16 protein-coding genes are annotated in these 17,712 nt (G+C 47.4%); 6 read left to right on the top strand and 10 right to left on the bottom strand.

The window, feature by feature from the left end:
• Positions 1 to 3: 3 nt before the first annotated feature.
• From CWC33_RS06795 to gmk, 4 genes are all read right to left on the bottom strand, one after another.
• Positions 4 to 396 carry a RidA family protein gene (locus CWC33_RS06795; protein WP_053953304.1) on the bottom strand — a complete coding sequence of 131 codons (393 nt, stop codon included), beginning with the start codon at positions 394 to 396 and terminating at the stop codon, positions 4 to 6.
• A 1-nt stretch (position 397) separates the two neighbouring features.
• The gene (spoT, locus tag CWC33_RS06790) at positions 398 to 2,503 is read right to left on the bottom strand and encodes a bifunctional GTP diphosphokinase/guanosine-3',5'-bis pyrophosphate 3'-pyrophosphohydrolase (RefSeq protein ID WP_100691329.1); all 2,106 of its coding nucleotides are present in this window, start codon (positions 2,501 to 2,503) and stop codon (positions 398 to 400) included.
• Positions 2,504 to 2,605: 102 nt separating this feature from the next.
• Positions 2,606 to 2,875, bottom strand: a complete 270-nt coding sequence (gene rpoZ, locus CWC33_RS06785) for a DNA-directed RNA polymerase subunit omega (protein ID WP_088767306.1) — start codon at positions 2,873 to 2,875, stop codon at positions 2,606 to 2,608.
• A 63-nt stretch (positions 2,876 to 2,938) separates the two neighbouring features.
• A complete protein-coding gene (gene gmk / locus CWC33_RS06780) occupies positions 2,939 to 3,580 on the bottom strand; it encodes a guanylate kinase (protein ID WP_100691328.1) in 642 nt (213 codons plus the stop codon).
• Positions 3,581 to 3,750: 170 nt separating this feature from the next.
• Here gmk and CWC33_RS06775 point away from each other — a divergent pair, with 170 nt between their 5' ends.
• On the top strand, positions 3,751 to 4,902 hold the full coding sequence (locus CWC33_RS06775) for a cyanate transporter (protein ID WP_232709767.1): 1,152 nt from the start codon (positions 3,751 to 3,753) through the stop codon (positions 4,900 to 4,902).
• On the opposite strand, the gene CWC33_RS06770 is transcribed toward CWC33_RS06775, so the two are convergent.
• Complete coding sequence (locus tag CWC33_RS06770) at positions 4,886 to 5,476, bottom strand: TetR/AcrR family transcriptional regulator (protein WP_100691327.1); 591 nt, start codon at positions 5,474 to 5,476, stop codon at positions 4,886 to 4,888. The two genes, CWC33_RS06775 and CWC33_RS06770, sit on opposite strands and share 17 nt — an antisense overlap.
• A gap of 146 nt (positions 5,477 to 5,622) precedes the next feature.
• Between CWC33_RS06770 and pyp the strand changes: the two genes are divergently transcribed.
• Together pyp and CWC33_RS06760 are read left to right on the top strand one after the other, a co-directional pair.
• Positions 5,623 to 6,000, top strand: a complete 378-nt coding sequence (gene pyp / locus CWC33_RS06765; RefSeq protein ID WP_100691326.1) for a photoactive yellow protein — start codon at positions 5,623 to 5,625, stop codon at positions 5,998 to 6,000.
• A 1-nt stretch (position 6,001) separates the two neighbouring features.
• Entirely contained in the window at positions 6,002 to 7,237 is a 1,236-nt protein-coding gene (locus CWC33_RS06760) for an AMP-binding enzyme (protein ID WP_100691325.1), read from the top strand.
• On the opposite strand, the gene CWC33_RS06755 is transcribed toward CWC33_RS06760, so the two are convergent.
• Complete coding sequence (locus CWC33_RS06755; RefSeq protein WP_232709766.1) at positions 7,229 to 8,419, bottom strand: PAS domain-containing protein; 1,191 nt, start codon at positions 8,417 to 8,419, stop codon at positions 7,229 to 7,231. The genes CWC33_RS06760 and CWC33_RS06755 overlap by 9 nt on opposite strands.
• A 146-nt stretch (positions 8,420 to 8,565) precedes the next feature.
• On the opposite strand from CWC33_RS06755, the gene CWC33_RS06750 reads away from it, so the two are divergent.
• The gene (locus tag CWC33_RS06750) at positions 8,566 to 10,605 is read left to right on the top strand and encodes a BCCT family transporter (RefSeq protein WP_100691323.1); all 2,040 of its coding nucleotides are present in this window, start codon (positions 8,566 to 8,568) and stop codon (positions 10,603 to 10,605) included.
• 114 nt (positions 10,606 to 10,719) lie between these two features.
• On the top strand, positions 10,720 to 11,607 hold the full coding sequence (locus CWC33_RS06745; protein WP_100691322.1) for a MaoC family dehydratase: 888 nt from the start codon (positions 10,720 to 10,722) through the stop codon (positions 11,605 to 11,607).
• A 15-nt stretch (positions 11,608 to 11,622) separates the two neighbouring features.
• On the opposite strand, the gene CWC33_RS06740 is transcribed toward CWC33_RS06745, so the two are convergent.
• From CWC33_RS06740 to CWC33_RS06730, 3 genes are read right to left on the bottom strand one after another with little or no spacing between them, the layout of a single operon-like run.
• The gene (locus CWC33_RS06740) at positions 11,623 to 12,894 is read right to left on the bottom strand and encodes a metal-dependent hydrolase family protein (RefSeq protein ID WP_100691321.1); all 1,272 of its coding nucleotides are present in this window, start codon (positions 12,892 to 12,894) and stop codon (positions 11,623 to 11,625) included.
• 14 nt (positions 12,895 to 12,908) lie between these two features.
• Positions 12,909 to 13,358, bottom strand: a complete 450-nt coding sequence (locus tag CWC33_RS06735; protein ID WP_100691320.1) for an RrF2 family transcriptional regulator — start codon at positions 13,356 to 13,358, stop codon at positions 12,909 to 12,911.
• A 25-nt stretch (positions 13,359 to 13,383) separates the two neighbouring features.
• Positions 13,384 to 14,319 (bottom strand): META domain-containing protein, encoded by a 936-nt coding sequence (locus CWC33_RS06730; protein ID WP_100691319.1) that lies wholly within the window; start codon positions 14,317 to 14,319, stop codon positions 13,384 to 13,386.
• A 228-nt stretch (positions 14,320 to 14,547) separates the two neighbouring features.
• Here CWC33_RS06730 and CWC33_RS06725 point away from each other — a divergent pair, with 228 nt between their 5' ends.
• Positions 14,548 to 16,680 (top strand): TonB-dependent receptor family protein, encoded by a 2,133-nt coding sequence (locus CWC33_RS06725; RefSeq protein ID WP_100691318.1) that lies wholly within the window; start codon positions 14,548 to 14,550, stop codon positions 16,678 to 16,680.
• 75 nt (positions 16,681 to 16,755) lie between these two features.
• On the opposite strand, the gene CWC33_RS06720 is transcribed toward CWC33_RS06725, so the two are convergent.
• Positions 16,756 to 17,697, bottom strand: coding sequence for an ATP-grasp domain-containing protein (locus tag CWC33_RS06720; RefSeq protein ID WP_100691317.1), 942 nt, complete (start codon positions 17,695 to 17,697; stop codon positions 16,756 to 16,758).
• Positions 17,698 to 17,712: the final 15 nt, after the last annotated feature.

The following is a 17,712-nucleotide window of genomic DNA, read 5'->3' as shown; positions in this document are numbered from 1 at the left end:
GGCTTAGTTAGTGCTCGGCAACTCTAGAATACCGTCTATCTCAATCTGTGCGCCTTTTGGCAATTGCTTCACGCCAATAGCCGCACGGGCTGGGTAAGGTTCTTTAAAGAACTTCGCCATGACTTCGTTCACAATGGCGAACTCGCCCAAATCGGTCAGATAAATTTGTAGCTTAACCATGTCCTGAAGTTCACCGCCAGCAGCTTCACAAACCGCCGTCAGGTTTTTAAAGACTTGTTCCGCTTGTGCGGTAAAGTCTTCACTCACCAGTTCCATGGTTTCAGGTACCAATGGAATTTGCCCTGACAAATACACCGTTGTGCCAATTTTTACTGCCTGCGAATAAGTGCCTATCGCTGCAGGTGCGTTATCGGTAGAAATAATCACTTTTGACATACTACTTCCTTAAGCGCGTCACGCGCTGAACATCCGGCATTTTTCGAATGTGGCGTATGACATCCGCTAAATGTTTCCGGTTTCTTATCGTTAGTGCGACATCGATAAAGTAAATATTGGCGTCAATTTCTTCTGTTTTCAGTCCGTCAATATTACAACCGGTGGTCGCTATTGAAGAGGTTAATCGGGCTAAAACACCCTGATGGTTAATAATTTCGATTCTAATTTCTGAAATAAATTCCGCTTCTGGCTTGTTATCCCACTCGACCGGGAAATAACGTCCCGGATCATCCTCATGACCACGCACGTTTTTGCATTCACGGCGATGAATGACCAAACCTTTACCGGGACTGACGTGTGCAATGATGTCATCGCCCGGAATTGGCCGGCAGCATTTCGCAAAGCTCACCAGCAAGCCCTCAGCGCCTTTAATAGACAAGCTCTTTTCTGAAGCGTTTTCATCTTTTATTGGCTGTAACTCACCCAACAGTCGTTTCGCTATGGCAATGGACATTAAGTTGCCCAGACCAATTTGCTTCAGCAGTTCTTCTTTCGAAGCGACTTTGGTGTCCGTTAGCACACGATCAAATTCTGATTCGGGGATATCGTCGTAACTGACAGGCCCCAATGCTGAGCGAAGTAAGCGCTCACCCAACTGTTGAGCTTCGTCGGCCTCCTGACTTTTCAGGTACTGTCGTATTTTTGCCCGTGCTTTACCGGTCACCACAAAATTCAGCCAGGCAATATTCGGACGCGAATTCGGTGCCGTTTTTATTTCTACGGTTTGCCCAGTTTCCAGCGGCTTACTGAGTGAATAGGTGCGATGATTGACGCGCGCACCAATGCACGTGTTGCCAACGTCGGTATGCACGGCGTAGGCGAAGTCAACCGCGGTTGCCCCTTGCGGCAACTCAGTAATTCGTCCGTCTGGACTGAACACGTAAATCTCTTCGGGGAATAAATCTGACTTAACGCTTTCAATGAACTCAAAAGAGTTGCCAGCGCTTTGCTGGAGTTCAAGCAAGCTTTGCATCCATTTACGAGCACGCACCTGAGCGGTAGTGCCAGAGTCATCGGTTTTCTTGTACATCCAGTGCGCCGCAACCCCTCGGTCAGCCATTAAATCCATTTCTTCCGTACGAATTTGGATTTCAACCGGTACTCCATGCGGTCCTTTCAATGAGGTATGCAACGACTGGTAGCCATTGGACTTTGGAATCGCAATATAGTCCTTAAAACGCGTCTCGATTGGTTTGTACAGATTATGCAACGCTCCCAGAACCCGGTAACAGGTGTCGACGCTGTCCACAATGACCCGGAACGCATAAATATCCATTACTTGCTCAAACTTGAGTTCTTTGGTCTGCATTTTCCGATAAATACTGTGTAAATGCTTTTCGCGTCCCAGCACGCGGGCACTGATGTTATTACCTTCCAACCGAGAATATATTTCGCTTTTGACTCGATCAGTAAATTCACGGCGATTACCCCGCGCTCTTTTAACTTCCGACTCCAATAGCCGCGCACGCCACGGATAAAGTGCCCAAAAGCCTAAATGCTCAAGTTCATTCTTTATGTCATGAATACCCAGCCGGTGAGCCAAGGGAGCATAAATCTCTAATGTTTCCCGGGCAATGCGGCGACGCTTGTCGGGGCGCAGGTGTTCAATGGTTCGCATATTGTGTGTGCGATCCGCCAGCTTTATTAACACCACACGAATGTCCTGCACCATCGCCATTATCATTTTGCGATAGTTTTCCGCTTGCGCTTCTTCTTTTGAGTTAAATTGCAGCTTATCGAGTTTAGACACGCCCTCTACCAAGGTCGCAACCGTTGAACCAAACTGCTCGGCGAGGTCTTCCTGGCTGGTTTCTGTGTCTTCTATGACATCATGCAGCAACGCTGCCATGATAGTTTCGCAGTCAAGCCGCATATCGGCCAGTAAGCTGGCGACCGCCACCGGGTGGGTAATATAAGGTTCACCACTACTGCGCTTTTGCGTGCTGTGAGCTTCATTAGCCACAACAAATGCCTCGGCTACTCTGTCGACTTGGTCAGACGGCAGATACTCGCTAATTTGCGCTTTTAAACCTTCAAATAGGTACACCAGTAACTCCCCAGTTAAGACTGGATAATAGATATACTTTCAGAATAAGGGGATTTGAGGGATTTGCCAACGGTATTGATACCGTTGGCGAACTGACTTCTATTATTCAATGCCACGCAGTGCATCAACGGCACGAAGTTCTTCAGCATCTTGCTCTTGCTGAGCCGCTTGCTCTTCTACGTCTAAGCGTTCGCCATCAATTAAGCCGTGCTCAATTTCACGCAACGCAATAACGGTTGGTTTTTCGTTTTTAGTTTCAACGAGTGGCTCTTTACCATTAGCTAATTGACGCGCGCGGCGTGACGCTAACAAGATTAAATCAAAACGGTTACCTACACGGTCTACAGCATCTTCTACAGTTACGCGAGCCATGGCTTACTTACTCCCACTAAAACTTGAGTGACATTTTTCGAAAGGCTAAGAATTATACGGAATTCAGCCTGACGATCCAAGTAATTCCTTCAATACCTGTGAATATCTTACTTGTTGGTGCGGCATTTTGTGCCGTTGTGCCATCACAATGTGCTCCAGCGCATTCAGCGAGTCATTAAAATCGTCGTTCACCAACAGGTAATCGAACTCATGATAATGCGACATTTCCGCCTGAGCTTTGGCCATGCGTTTAGCAATAACTTCTTCTGAGTCTTGCCCACGCGCCCTGAGACGTTGCTCTAAAATTGACAAACTTGGTGGCACAATAAAGATAGAACGCACCTCGGGGTGATGTTCACGCACTTGCTGAGCACCCTGCCAGTCAATATCCAAAAAGACATCTTTGCCTTCAGCCAACAGCGACTCAACGACCTTACGTGACGTACCATAGTAGTTGTCGAACACTTTGGCCCATTCGTAAAATTCCCCGGCGGCTATGCGCTTCTCAAATGCATCAACGTCTAAAAAGTGGTAATGCACACCGTCTACCTCTCCCGGTCTGGGAGCGCGCGTGGTTGATGAAACAGACACCTGCATGGAGTTGTCTGCGTGTTTGTCCAACAAAGCTTTTATTAAACTCGACTTACCTGCACCACTGGGGGCTGCAACGATAAATAAATTCCCTGGCGCCGTAGATGCGGTCATAACGGGTACTCTTTCAGTAAAGGATAGCGACTGTTGGCGCCAAAGAATAACACGGTTTCACACAACGATGAAAATTCAGTAAAGTAAGGTTTTAAATAACCAGCGGTATTATTTTGTCAAAAGGACCAACGTTTACTCCTGCGCCCTCAGGAATTCTACTCGTCGTTAGCTTGGCTGTTTTAGTACTATTAGGGCTGAATTTAAGACCGTTACTTACGTCTATCGGTCCATTAACGGGTGAATTACGCGACATAACCGGGTTGTCATTCAGTGAAGTATCGCTGCTTACGACCATTCCTATTCTAATGATTGGTGCTATGGCGCTATTTGCCGGACGTGTTACCACCGCTTTGGGTTACCGCCATGGTATTGGTTTGGGACTTTTCATTTTAACCGCTGGTTTAGTTTCCCGCCTCTTTGAACCAACCAGTACCAGTATGATAACCAGCGCGGTGGTTGGCGGTGTCGGCATTTCCCTATTGCACATAGTGATTCCCGAGCTGACAAAGCAGCAATATCTTAAACGTCTTGGATTGGTCACGGGGCTGTGGTCAGCGGCTTTAATAGGCGGGGCAGCATTAGGCGCGGTTGCCACGCCCTGGGCCGCTAATTTATTGCCAGAACGCTATCAGGCAATGGGTAGCTGGAGTCTTCTGGCAGCGCTGGTTTTGGTCATTTGGTATTTACCAGTCAACCGGACACCCGTCGCCAGTATTCCACCCAGGCATTTATTACTGCGAGCCTACAAGTCACCAAGAGCCTGGGTGCTCGGTGCCTACTTCGCTTTAGTAAATGCAGGCTATGCGGGCTTTATTGCCTGGATAGCTCCCTTTTACGCAGAGTTTGGTTGGTCAGCCCAAGCATCAGGGAACCTGTTGGCGCTTTTCTCTCTCGTTCAAGTCATTGGGGCGTTAGTGCTGCCTACGTTATCACGTTCTCAAGATCGCCGACCTTGGTTAACGCTTGCCGTTATGACGCAAATGATTGGCTTTGTTGGCCTGAGCTGGTTTCCTGGCGTTTCCCCCTGGCTATGGTCGGCGCTTTGCGGATTCGGTTTAGGCGGCGCCTTTCCACTGTGTATTGTCATGGCGTTAGACCATATTGATAATCCCGTTCAGGCAGGGCGCCTGGTGTCTTTTATGCAAGGCATCGGTTTTATGTTTGCCAGCTTTATGCCGTTAATTACCGGTTGGTTTCGTGATGTTTCCGGCAACTATACATTCGGCTGGCAATTGCACATTGCGGTCGGCTTAATTATTCTGGCAATGACTTGGCAGTTTAATCCCAGGGGCTACAAAGGACTATTTAATTCACTGGAATAATGCGGGCGATAACGTCATCGACCAACACTTCCAATTGCGCCTGCGGCAGGCTCCGCCGTGCCATTGTCCTCAAACCAATCACATTGGTTTGAATCAGTCTAGCCAACTGCCCGGGTGAGCTTTTTTTACTGAGCTCGCCACGGCTTCTTGCGTCTTCCAACGCGCTTTTAAACATTGTCTCAATTGAATCAAAGTATGCATATACCGGGTCACTAAAGGCTTTATCTTCCGGCGCAAACTCCAATAATGTTTTGACCAACATGCACGCTTTAGTGGGCGCACAACTCTCGCCCGTGCTTGCAATATCTTTCAAATATTGACGGAACCCTTGTAGCACCGATGGCTGCTTGGCGATGGTTTCCCGAAAATTTTGCTCAACCATAGAAAAGTAAGCATCCAACGCTTCTTTAAATAAGGCTTCCTTATTACCGAACGCCGCATAAATACTACCGGGACGCATATCCATAGCTTCTTCAATGTCTTTCATCGAAGTGGCGTGATAGCCCTGTCGCCAAAAAAGATACAACGCGTTATTTAAGGCAGTTTCACGGTGAAATTGGGGTGTTCTTGGCATCCTTGTGTCCCCTCGACGTTGCTAATAAAAGAATAAGTATAGACCTCTATTTTGACTATGACAGTAAAGAATTTGTTAAGGAGTGTGATCTAATCTCCATCGTTCGGTACTAAAAGAAAGACATTGACCAAAAAAGGTAAAAGACGATGGAAATTGTTCAATTCGGTTCAGAAGATATTGAAAACAAACTGGCGCAAATGTCTGATGACAAAATCAATGATATTGCGTTTGGTGCTATTCAGCTCGACAGTCACGGAAAAATTATTCAATACAATGCAGCGGAAGGCGACATTACGGGTCGTAACCCTGAAGAAGTGGTCGGTAAAAACTTTTTCCGAGACGTTGCACCTTGTACAAACAGCCCTGAATTCAAGGGTCGCTTTGACGACGGCGTAAAAAATGGTGATTTAAATACCATGTTTGAGTATGTCTTCGACTATGAAATGAAGCCCACGAAAGTCAAAGTCCATATGAAAAAAGCCTTATCTGGTGATAGTTACTGGGTCTTTGTAAAGCGCCTGTAAAGTGAGCGTCAACTTAAAAAAGCCAGCACTTGTTCAGCTCATTGGTGATCTTATCGCCGAGGAGCTGACAAGACTTCGACCTGCTGAAAGTAACGAGTGGCGACGTCGTCGCTGGCTGCCGACCGACGAGCTGGTTCCGCAAAGTAAAGCAACCGGGAAAGCAACCGATAGCACCGACAACGAAATCGTGGTCGACTCGCTTGAATGGATGGCAATTGCTGGTCGTGTTGTACAGTTTTTCCAAATGGAAGAAAGCGGTATTGAAGACTATCTATTGCGCAAAAACACGCTCGGTGACTGGTCGGAAATAGTGCAGAAAGCCCGCGACATTGCATCAAACAACATAACGGTCACAACCTCCGGCAGCACAGGCCAGCCAAAGCCATGCAGACACTCCTGGGCTCAACTCACTGACGAAGCAGACTACTTTGCCAAACTGATTAGTACCCAAAGTACAAGTGTTCATCGCGTCATTGCGTTGGTTCCGTCGCATCATATTTACGGGTTGTTATTCTCGGTATTACTGCCTGACATTCTGGACGTTCCCGTTATACGGGGCTTTAGTGCCTTTCAGCAATTTACCAGCGGTTCATTGCAGCCGGGCGACCTCGTTATAGGCTTCCCTGAAGCTTTAACTCAGGCAACCAAACTACTAAGCCATATACCCCACGGAGTCACTTTCACAACGTCGTCGGGCCCGTGCCCAGCAGAAACCATCAATGCGCTTTATGAGGCAGGCGCATCCCGCGTTATTGAAATTTATGGCAGCTCTGAGACTGCCGGTATTGGTTATCGCTTCTCACCGGAGCAACCCTTTCTACTTCTGCCTCGCTGGCAACAAGAGTCGATAAACACCCTGCAGGAAAAGCACACACAACAAAGTTACGAGTTGCCCGATAAGCTCAACTGGCTATCCGATAAGAGCTTTATTGTCAGTGGGCGGGTTGATAGTGCTGTTGTTATTAAAGGCACCAATGTCTATCCGTCGCGAGTAATGACACTTATCGAGTCACACCCAGCCGTCAGTGCAGCTGCCGTAAGACAAAAAAAGCCAGCAGAAGGTAAAGGGTTAAAAGCGTTTGTGGTTCTGAAAAACCATAGCGAGAAAATAACGGAAGCTGATCTGAAGCATTGGTTAAGCGAGCATCTTCTCGATATTGAAGTCCCCACGCATATTACGTTTGGAGACGCCATTCCGGTCAATGAAATGGGCAAGCAGCAAGATTGGTCAATTTAAACTGCAATCAGCTTCTCGAGGTAATGCCCGCGCCAGTATGTCATCGAATCGGTTATCGGTATTCTTCGCTTCTTCCAACATACAATGGCTTTCAATGCCGGCGTCGCTCAGTTCCGTTATAACACGACGAAGGCTGCTGTTATTTTCCGGACGTGACAGAGTCGACAGCAAAACGGTAATTAAGCCATTGCCTAAATGTCCTGGTGTGTCGTAATCTCTGATATTCGCGCGAACAATTTCTGCCGCTCTAGCGAGCGTTTTAGAGTCATTAGTGACTTTCAAAACCAGTAAAAAATAAGGGTATTCTGGGTGGGCTTTATAAAAACTGAACCGTCGCTGGAGAGCACGCAACATCATACGTCGGTTATAGAAGCCTGTGTGTTCATCCTCCCCACCGGTGCTGCGCAACTTCAGCTCCATCTCTTTGTAGTCGGTAATATCCTGAACCGTGCCAAAAATAATTTCATCACCATTCTCATCAAGCTGATAAATACCGGATTCCCGCAACCACCGAACGGTGTCGTCACTGCGAATAATACGATGTTCCACGTCGCGCACACCTGACTTTTTGGCGGCTTCAATAGCGTCGGTTACGGCTTTTCGGTCCTGTGGGTGCGTTTTTTCCATGACAATATCAAGACCGGGGTCAGTCTTGCTTTTTTCCAAACCATAGAGCTCATACACAGTATCCGACCAAACCGACTTGCCAGTGTTTAAATTCAGTTTCCAGTGGCCTAAATTTGCCACTCGTTCGGCCAGCTCAAGGTTTCGCTGGTGACGTTTCACCGCCAATTCCAACTGCTTCCGCTCAGTAATATCCAGTAACTGCCCTTTCCAGAGCGTACTGCCATTCGCCTGCCGCTCGGTCACTGCATGCCCGTACACCCAGTGCAATTCACCGTTACGAACCACTCGGTACTCTTTGTTCCACGGAATTTGATATTTCGCGGACTCGAGTAAGCTATTGACTACCGCCTCATAGTCATCAGCGACAATAATATCTTTCAAGACACATGTGTTTTTCTGAAGTTCACTCACGGTGCACCCGTAAATGCTTTCAATACCTTCACTAACAAAATGAAAGTGCCAGTCGCCACTTTCGGTTAGCTCTAATTGATAGACCGCGCCCGGCAGTGCATTCGTTAAACTCACTAAATCAACTGATGAATTCTGAGCCTTCATATAACCACTAACTGAAAAATATGAACGGGCATTCATCATACCGTAAAGACTACAAAATAAGCAGTAAAAGAAATGTAAAGTGACCCATTACAAAACAATTTAAGTAGGCTATATATATACAAACCATAATAAAAACAGGAGTTTTTATGTCAGCGGAGAAAGCTAAGTGGCACAACGCAATACTGATTCCGGTGTTTTTACCGGCTGTTATTGTCATCGCTTTGCTGGTAATAGGGACGTTAAGCGCGCCTGAAAAAGCCGGTGAACTGTTTAACTGGACGTTAGCAGGCATTACTGACAACTTTGGTTGGTTTTACATGCTCGCCGTCGCTCTTTTCTTAGTGTTCATTATTGGTGTGGCAATATCACGCTGGGGGCGTATTAAGTTAGGCCCAGACCATTGTGAACCGGAATACAGCTTTACCTCTTGGTTCGCCATGCTGTTTTCTGCAGGGTACGGTATTGCTTTACTTTTCTTCGGCGTTGCCGAGCCAGTGTTGCACTATGCTGAGCCCCCTGCGGGCGCCGCAGAAACCGTTGGCTCCGCCAAGCAGGCAATGCAAATTGCTTATTTCCACTGGGGGTTTCACATTTGGGCCATCTACGGGCTGGTCGGCTTAGTTTTAGCGTATTTCTCATTTCGACATGGCCTGCCACTTTCGATGCGCTCAACCTTGTACCCGTTAATTGGCGAGAAAATTAATGGCCCGGCAGGACACGCTGTGGACACCTTTGCCGTGTTAGGCACCATGTTTGGTATTGCCACAACCCTGGGCTTGTCGGTGATACAAATTAACACCGGCCTCAATTACCTGTGGGAAGATATTCCTGTGGGGACAACCGTGCAAGTGATTGCGATAGGTGTTATCACTCTCGCGGCGATAGCCTCGGTTGTTGCCGGTATGGATAAGGGGATTAAACGATTATCTCTATTGAACATGACACTGGTGCTTTTCCTGTTGTTATTCGTGTTTATTGCCGGGCCTACCATCCACATTCTGGAAACCTTCCTGCAAAACACTGGGGCCTACTTAAGCGGCATTGTCGAACGGACCTTTAACTTGCAAGCCTATGAACGCAGTGACTGGATTGGTAACTGGACGCTATTTATCTTTGGCTGGACCATCGCGTGGGCGCCTTTCGTTGGGCTGTTCATTGCTAAAATCAGTCGCGGCAGAACGATTCGTCAATTTGTCTTTGGAGTCATGTTCGTGCCTACCATATTCACGTTTTTCTGGTTCGCCGTATTTGGCGATACCGCTTTGAATATGATCATGAACGAAGGTTACACAGCACTCATTTCGGAAGTGCAGGATAACCAGGCCATCGCTTTGTTCAAACTGTACGAGCAATTGCCACTGACCAGTATTGTTAGCTTTGTTACCGTACTCTTAATTATTACCTTCTTCGTCACATCATCGGACTCTGGCTCACTGGTTATCGACTCATTAGCTTCAGGCGGTATGGAGACTCCCGTTTGGCAACGTGTTTTCTGGGCAAGCAGTGAAGGTATTGTTGCCGCAGTATTGCTGGTTGCCGGCGGGTTAGGCGCGCTGCAAACCGCGGCAATAACCAGTGCCTTACCGTTCGCTGTCATTATTTTGATATCGGCAGCCGGTATGTGGCGTGCATTGGTTATTGAAGGGCACCAATACAATAGTCTGAAGAGCCACCGCCATCATCACCGTCGTGGTGTTAACGAGGGTCCGGACTATTGGAAAAAACGTTTAGCCGGCTTGGTCGATTTTCCGAAGAAAGAACCTGTATTGGAATTTATTAACGGACCTGCGACAGACTCTTTGAAAAAAGTAAAAGAAGAACTGAAAAGTCAGGACTGGCCAGCCGAATTTACAACGGACGAAGAGCACAATCGCATCATTCTTAGTGTTGAACGAGAAAATGATCTCGATTTTGCGTATGAAATTCGTCTGCGCGACTACTTACTGCCGGAGTTTGTGCTCAGCAACGACCAAAACCGTGAAAGCTACTACCGAGCAGAGGTGTTCCTGAGACAAGGTGGTCAGTCGTATGATCTATACGGTTATGAGTCATCAGATATCATCAATGACGTCATTAACCAATTCGAGAACTACCTGCACTTCAGACATCACAGTCCGGGTGTTCTGCCATGGGATCTCGAAAAGCACGATGAAGATCTCAATGACGATATAGAAACCAACAAGTAACACCGGGAAAACTAGAGTAGCCGCTCTTCGGAGCGGCTTTTTAGTGGTCGGACTGTTGAATTTTTGCAACATGTGCGAGAATAACCACTAAGTCAGTAGGGAGTCACTATCACTATGGAACGTGTGGATAACCATCCGCAAAAACTTGCCCCCATGCCAACTATGCTGTTCAGGTCATTATTTACCTTACAGCGTAGCGATGAGTCTGAGGCTGATTCAGAAACGCTGGAAAAGCATTATTCTATTCCGGCTCCGGCAGCTAAACAGCTAGAAAAATATCACGAGGCTTTTGGTGGTTTTGTTAGTGATGTTCCGCTTGCCATGCTGTATTGCATTGCACAACGCGCACACTTAGCGCAAATGCTCGACGACAGCTTCCCTTGGCCTGCACCGGGTCTGGTGCACGTCAGCAACAAACTAGAGCGCCATGCGGTTATTCAAACTGACCAGTCGTTTCAGCTGGTGTCAAAAGTCAAAGTACCTAAGCGCGGACCTGATGTGTCTCCACGCCGGTTAAGACCGCAGTTTACGGTCGAGTTTTGGCAAGAAGGTGAAAAAGTGGCGACCTGTACCAGCGTTTATCAAGTCATGAAGTCCGATAACGCAAAGGCACAAACAAAGAAAGCACCGCCGAAACCTTTCGAACCCGACGAAGGCTGGGACAACTTGGCTCATTGGCAGTTAGGCAGCGGTATGGGCCGCCGATACGCCCGTATATCCGGCGACTTTAACCCCATTCACCTACATCCGCTCGTGTCGCGCTGGTTTGGTTTCGAAAAACCGATTATTCACGGTATGTACATGATGGCTCGAGCTCAGGCTGAGCTGGAACGCAAACAGTCAAAAGCGGTAACCTACATAGACGTGACTTTTAAGCGCCCGGTTATTTTGCCGGCGAGAGTACAGCTGTGGGTGAATTGCGAGGAAGATAAAACCAAGTACGAAGTGCGCAGTAGCGACCACACCTCTTTGAAACTAGAAGGGTCAGTGCGTTTCGACTGACCCCTCTTGGTTATTTTATTGCTTATACACTTTTCCGTCTTTCATCACGAAACTGACATTTTGTAGCAGAGTAATATCCTCTAAAGGATTACCTTTTACTGCCACAATATCCGCCTTTTTATTCGCTTCAATACGGCCAATTTTATCGTTCTTCAGAAAATCAGCTGCGACGCTTGTCGCTGCTTGGATCGCTTCAGCTGCAGGCATGCCTGCTTCAACCATGTACTGGAATTCCAGAGCATTGTCACCATGTGCAGATACGCCGCTATCAGTACCAAACGCCACATTCACACCCGCTTTATAAGCTTTGGCGAAGGTATCCTGAATTTTCGGACCAATTTCGCGCGCTTTGGGTCTCACAACCTCAGGAAAATATCCGTCAATTTCAGCTTTCTCAGCAACAAATTTTCCAGCCAAAATCGTCGGTACTAAATACGTACCATGCTCTTTCATTGCCGCAATCACTTCGTCGTCCATATAAGTACCATGTTCAACTGAAGCAATACCCGCTTTTACCGCACGAAGCATACCGGCTTTGCCGTGCGCATGGGCGGCGACATGAAAATTGTAATCATCAGCAATATCAACCAAGGCTTCTAACTCATCGTCAGTAAACTGAGGGTTGTCACCGCTGCTTGCCATGCTCAATACACCGCCCGTTGCGGTAATTTTGATGAAGTCAGCACCGTCTTTGTAATGTTGACGAACCGCTTCTCGAGCACCTTCGGCGCTATTAATAACACCATCTTTTGGAGTTGGACGACCCATCAGTTGTTCTTTCCAACCGTTTGTCGGGTCCGCATGCCCCCCCGTTGTTGCAATAGACTTGCCTGCGGTGTAAATGCGTGGTCCATCGGTAATACCGGCGTTAATGGCATCTCGCAAAGCAATGGTCACATTGTCAGAATCACCTGGATTACGAACCGTTGTGAATCCCGCTTTCAGCGTTTTCATGCCGTAGTGCTGAGCAATCAAGGCTAAGTCCGCCGGGTTTTGAGTAAACTGCTTGATGTACGAATTTGGCCCGGACTGACCGTCTAAGTGCACATGGAGGTCAATAAACCCCGGCAAACACGTACTGTCTGACAAGTCGGTTACTTGGTTGGAGCTTCCCGGTGAATTCACTTTGACCGCCTTAATATCACCATTTTCAACTTCAATGTACCGCTCACCAATAAGCTGTCCGGATTGACTATCGAATACGTCCCCGCAATGCAGCCAGTTTCCTGCCTGCGCTGATGTCGCCGCCAAACCAACGGCTATGCCTACTGCTAATTTCTTAAGCATGGAACTCCCCTTAATTATTGTGCTTCGTTTATTGGAATTTCCTGTCCCCAGAGTCGGCGAATATCAGCATCATTCTGCATTAGCGAGGCTAATGTATAGTCTGATAAAAACCGGTAGAACGTTTCCTTACCTTCGTTGATTAAATTCTTCAGCTCGCAGGCCGGGAATATAGCGCACTCCGGCTTATGACAATCTATCCAGTACTCGTCACCTTCAAGCCGGCGTATGATCTTGTCTAACCGCACATCGGCAGGGTCAACAGCCAGCAAAAAGCCACCATTTTTCCCCCGGCGAGTGTCAATGAACCCTTCTTTTCCTAACTGGTGCACCACTTTATTTAAGTGGTTTCTGGGCACATTGAAGATGCCACTGAGTTCATCAATGGTGACTCTGTTGTCGTTTTTTTTGGCCGCAAGATACATTAAAACGCGCAAACCATAATCGGTGTATTTTTTAAGTTGCATAGGTGTTAACCCTATCAGGATATTACTACTGTTGCTCGACAAAAATCAGTTGTCGATTACCACGAGTGGTCAACACTAAGCGTTCATTGTTATCAATAAATACTTGATAGACACGTTGCATAGCGTCACTGAACTCTCTTTCCAGTTGACTGGCGGTTTCCGGACACGCCATTTTGGTACTTCCCATAAGCTGTATTTGTGCCAGCTCGCCACCTAAGTTGTATTGTCCGAAGTACCGATTACAACCATTGAATCCAGTCAGCTGACCGTCGGCCAGAAAACTCAATGTTGGCGCTTTTGTATTGAGCGGATGGTCGCCAAATTTAACCAATTGCCACTCGACACCCTGCACTAACCATTCACTGTCGCCACCACAGCCGGAATAAACGTTACCGTCTTCGTGCAAATCGACTTGGTAGGGGTAAAGCCTGCCACTCATCGAGTCCCGACATAACGTATCAATAACCACTAACTGCGTTGCTGTGGCTGAGTCAATGCGCCATTCATAAGGGTTCTCAGAAACGACTTTGGCCGGCGCGACATCAACAATTGCTTCAGTATTCGGTGTCGTAATGGTCATGTGTTGCGGATTAACCGCAACCTGCCAGAAAGGTTCGTTGCCACGGCCTGTAAAGTGCTTAGGCAAAGTGCCTTTTTCCACACAGGTTGGCAATTCCTGTCCCTGCCAGGTAATGGTCGCTTCATTACCTTTCCCCCAGTACTGGGTGACAGGGTCAGCACCGTCGTTATAGCGTGCGCCCGATGCACTAACCACTGGCTGCAAGCGTGCCGAGCTGCCTTTGTAATGAAGTGTCGCTGCCTCGTCAGTAAAGTTGAGCGCCACTTCGGCCGCCCCGCATTGATACTGAATGGTTTGCTCTGAGTCACTAGTTAATGAACTGCAACCGACTACACCAGCTAATACGGTTAGCACCGTGGTCAGTTTTATTATTTTCGTCATTTAAAGCGCCTTAACGGTTTCCCCTCTTTGTAAAGACTTTACCTCGCCCAAGCGCTTTTAACCAAACTCTCTGACTAAGACAACGACAAGTACCACAAAAAAACCGACCAAAGAATTGCTAAAGATCAAAACTGTTGTTGCGAATCATTATTATTTATATTAGCATTCGCGGCGATTTGATAAACCAATAATGAAATAACCTTTCAAAAAACATTAACAGGGTAGATCATGAAAAAGACGTTACTGACTACGGCTATTCTTGCAAGCTTCGCTGCTCCGACCTTTGCAGAAGTGGCTATTGACCGAACTGATGACATTGAACAAATCAAAATTATCGGTACAAAAACTGACTCCAGAGCCACTGCAGGCTCAAGCGCCGTTATCGACGAAGAGCAAATGCGAATTGAAGTACCATCCGACATTAACCAGTTGATGAAAACCATCCCTGGTGTCTATGTGCGTGAAGAAGACGGCCAAGGCCTCCGCCCAAACATTGGCATCCGTGCCGCAACCGCCGGCCGTGTCAGTAAAGTCACTATTTTGGAAGACGGCGTGATGATGGCGCCAGCACCCTATTCAAACCCGGCGGCATATTACTTCCCAACCACCTTCCGCATGTCGTCTATTGAAGTGCTGAAGGGCGCTCCATTATTGCGTTATGGTCCTCAAACCACTGGTGGTGTACTTAACCTGGTTACGACACCCGTGCCGGAGCAGTTCGGTGGTCAAGTATTGACTGAGTTCGGTGAAAACAGCAGCCGCGATATTCATGCGCATGTTGGCGGCACAAAAGGTCAGTGGGGCTTCTTGCTAGAAACCGTTCAACGCAGCAGCGACGGTTTTAAAGATATCGACCGCAGCAGCCGTGACGCTGGATTCGACATTGAAGACTATGTTGCGAAATTAAAATGGACAGGGGATAGCCAAAGTTTACTGGCTAAATTCCAGTATTCAGAAGAAACCTCAAACGAAACGTATGCAGGGCTTACTGACGCAGACTTTGCGGAAGACCCTAACCGCCGTTATGGGCTGTCTGAAATTGACCAGATGAACAATCATCATGACGCTATCAGTCTTAACTACAACGTGGAGCTAACTGACACCGTTGAATTGAATGTTCTGACTTATAAGAACCACTTTAAGCGCAACTGGTTTAAAGCGGGTGTTGTTAATGGCTTAGTTGACTTAGCCAATGCGGGTGACACAGACGCGCTAGCGGTTTTGCACGGCGAGCAAGATTACCAAGACATAACCTGGACCAACGGTAACCGTGGCTACGACTCTTATGGTGTTGAAGTAAATACCGGTATTGAGTTGGCATCGCATTTCCTCGAAATTGGCGTACGTGATCACACTGACGAAATGGATCGTTACCAGTTAAAAGAAGTCTTCGATCAAGTTAACGGTAGCCTGGTGTTTGACTCGTTCATTCAACCAACCGGTGGCGACAACCGTTTAGAAAAAGCGGAAGCCGTCAGCTTTTGGGTTACTGACCAGTGGCAAGTTACTGACGATTTGATGGTTAATCTGGCACTTCGTCATGAAAACGTTGAATCTTCACGCCTCCAGTTTGCAGTGCCGGACCGCAGCGAGTTAGACAGCACTCGCTCTAATGACAGCAGCGAATGGTTACCTGGTGCATCTTTTACTTATGACCTAAGCGAAAACTGGCAAGTTTTGGCTGGTGTTCATAAAGGTTTTTCTCCTTTAGGTGGTGGCGCAAAAGAAAACCAGGAGCCTGAAACCAGCACAAACTATGAAGCTGGTGTACGTTATAACCAAGGTACTTTATTTGTCGAAGCGGTTGGCTTCTACAGCGACTTTAACGACACAACACAGCAATGCTCAATCGCTAACCCATGTGACAACGGCGCGGAGTCAGGCAACTACGTATTGGGTGAGTCGGTCGTTCGTGGGTTGGAATTCCAGGCGAGCAACACGTTTGAAGCAGGCAGCTTCCTGATTCCTGTGGATGTAACCTATACCTACACCAAAGGTGAAATCAGCGAAGATAACCTGAATAACCTTGACGGTGATGAATTGGCAGACATTCCGCAAAATACGTTCAGTATGCGCGTTGCACTAGACAACCAAAACGGTTGGATAAACTACATTGTGGCAAAATACGCCGACGAAATGTGCGTCAGCACGGGCTGTAACCGTACCGACAGCCAATTCGACAGAACGGAATCTGTGTTTGTCACGGATTTCGTCAGCCGTTATGAGATGAACAACAACATGGCGGTTTATTTCAAAGTCGAAAACCTGTTTGATCAGCAACAAATTGTCGCTCGTTCACCTCACGGTGCTCGTCCTAACAAGCCTCAAACAGCCTCCTTTGGTGTTGAATACACTTTCTAAACGCCAGACTCTCTCCCTGGCTTTTTTGCGGCCCCACTTGTTGGGGCCGTTTTTTTACCCCTTATTGGGGAGTCGTTATTTGGCTAAATCAATAAGATAATCAGCCAGAGCACCCATTCCAGTTTGCTTTACACCCGCTTCCCGCTCGGCAGTTTGGTTATAGTTGGTATTAGTATTCACGTCATACACGTACAACTCGCCTTTGTCGTCCTCAATGAATTCAATACCTGCAACATCAATATCATTGGCCTTTAAAAACGCCTCAAGGGCAAAAATAATTTCGTGGTCGTTAAAGCGCTTAGTAATTGTGAATTTATTCGGGGTTTCCGCCGGCGTTTCACTGGTCGGGCAGAACGCATCATCAACACTGCATACATCGGCCGGGCAGAGCTCAAAACCCTGCTCAGTATTCACATTCACTGCATAAACAAATTTCTGACCAACAAACTCGCTGCGGGTAATGTGCGGTTGTTTCGGTTTGATGTACTCCTGCAACAACCAAACACCGTCCAGAGGCTCTTCGTAGTCAGCACTGTCAATATAAGCTTGCAAACCAGCCGCATCATCAAACTTAATAACACCCAGACCTTTGCCGCCGCGGTTCGGTTTCAAAATAACGGGCCACTGAGCGAACTTTTCAGCAGCTTCAACCAATAAACTCTTACCCACGACCGCTTGTGTTTTGGGAACATTCAACCCGGCTTTTTGCAATGCCGCATACTGCGATAACTTGCAGACTTCTAGCGCAAGAACACCGGTACCATTCACAACCGTTCGATTATTGCTTTCCAGCCAGGTTAAGGCCATGCGAGTTAGCTCTGGCGCAAAACGATGCCCGCGGGTATGCGAAGAGGCACTCATGCGGTTGTAATACACCGCATCGTCAGGCAGTTCAGTAAAAGGAATGACGCCCGTATCAAGAAACCATTCTTTGGCCGCAACTCCGCGCTTCTCAAATTCTGCTCTCAATGGCACTAGCCACTCTTCATTTTCGTGCAGAATAACAATATCTCGCATGTGAACCTCTTATCT

This window comes from Idiomarina sp. X4, assembly GCF_002808045.1.
In the GTDB taxonomy this organism is placed as follows: domain Bacteria; phylum Pseudomonadota; class Gammaproteobacteria; order Enterobacterales; family Alteromonadaceae; genus Idiomarina.
Note: the sequence above shows the minus strand (reverse complement) of the source record. Positions and strands in the feature narration are given on the sequence as shown.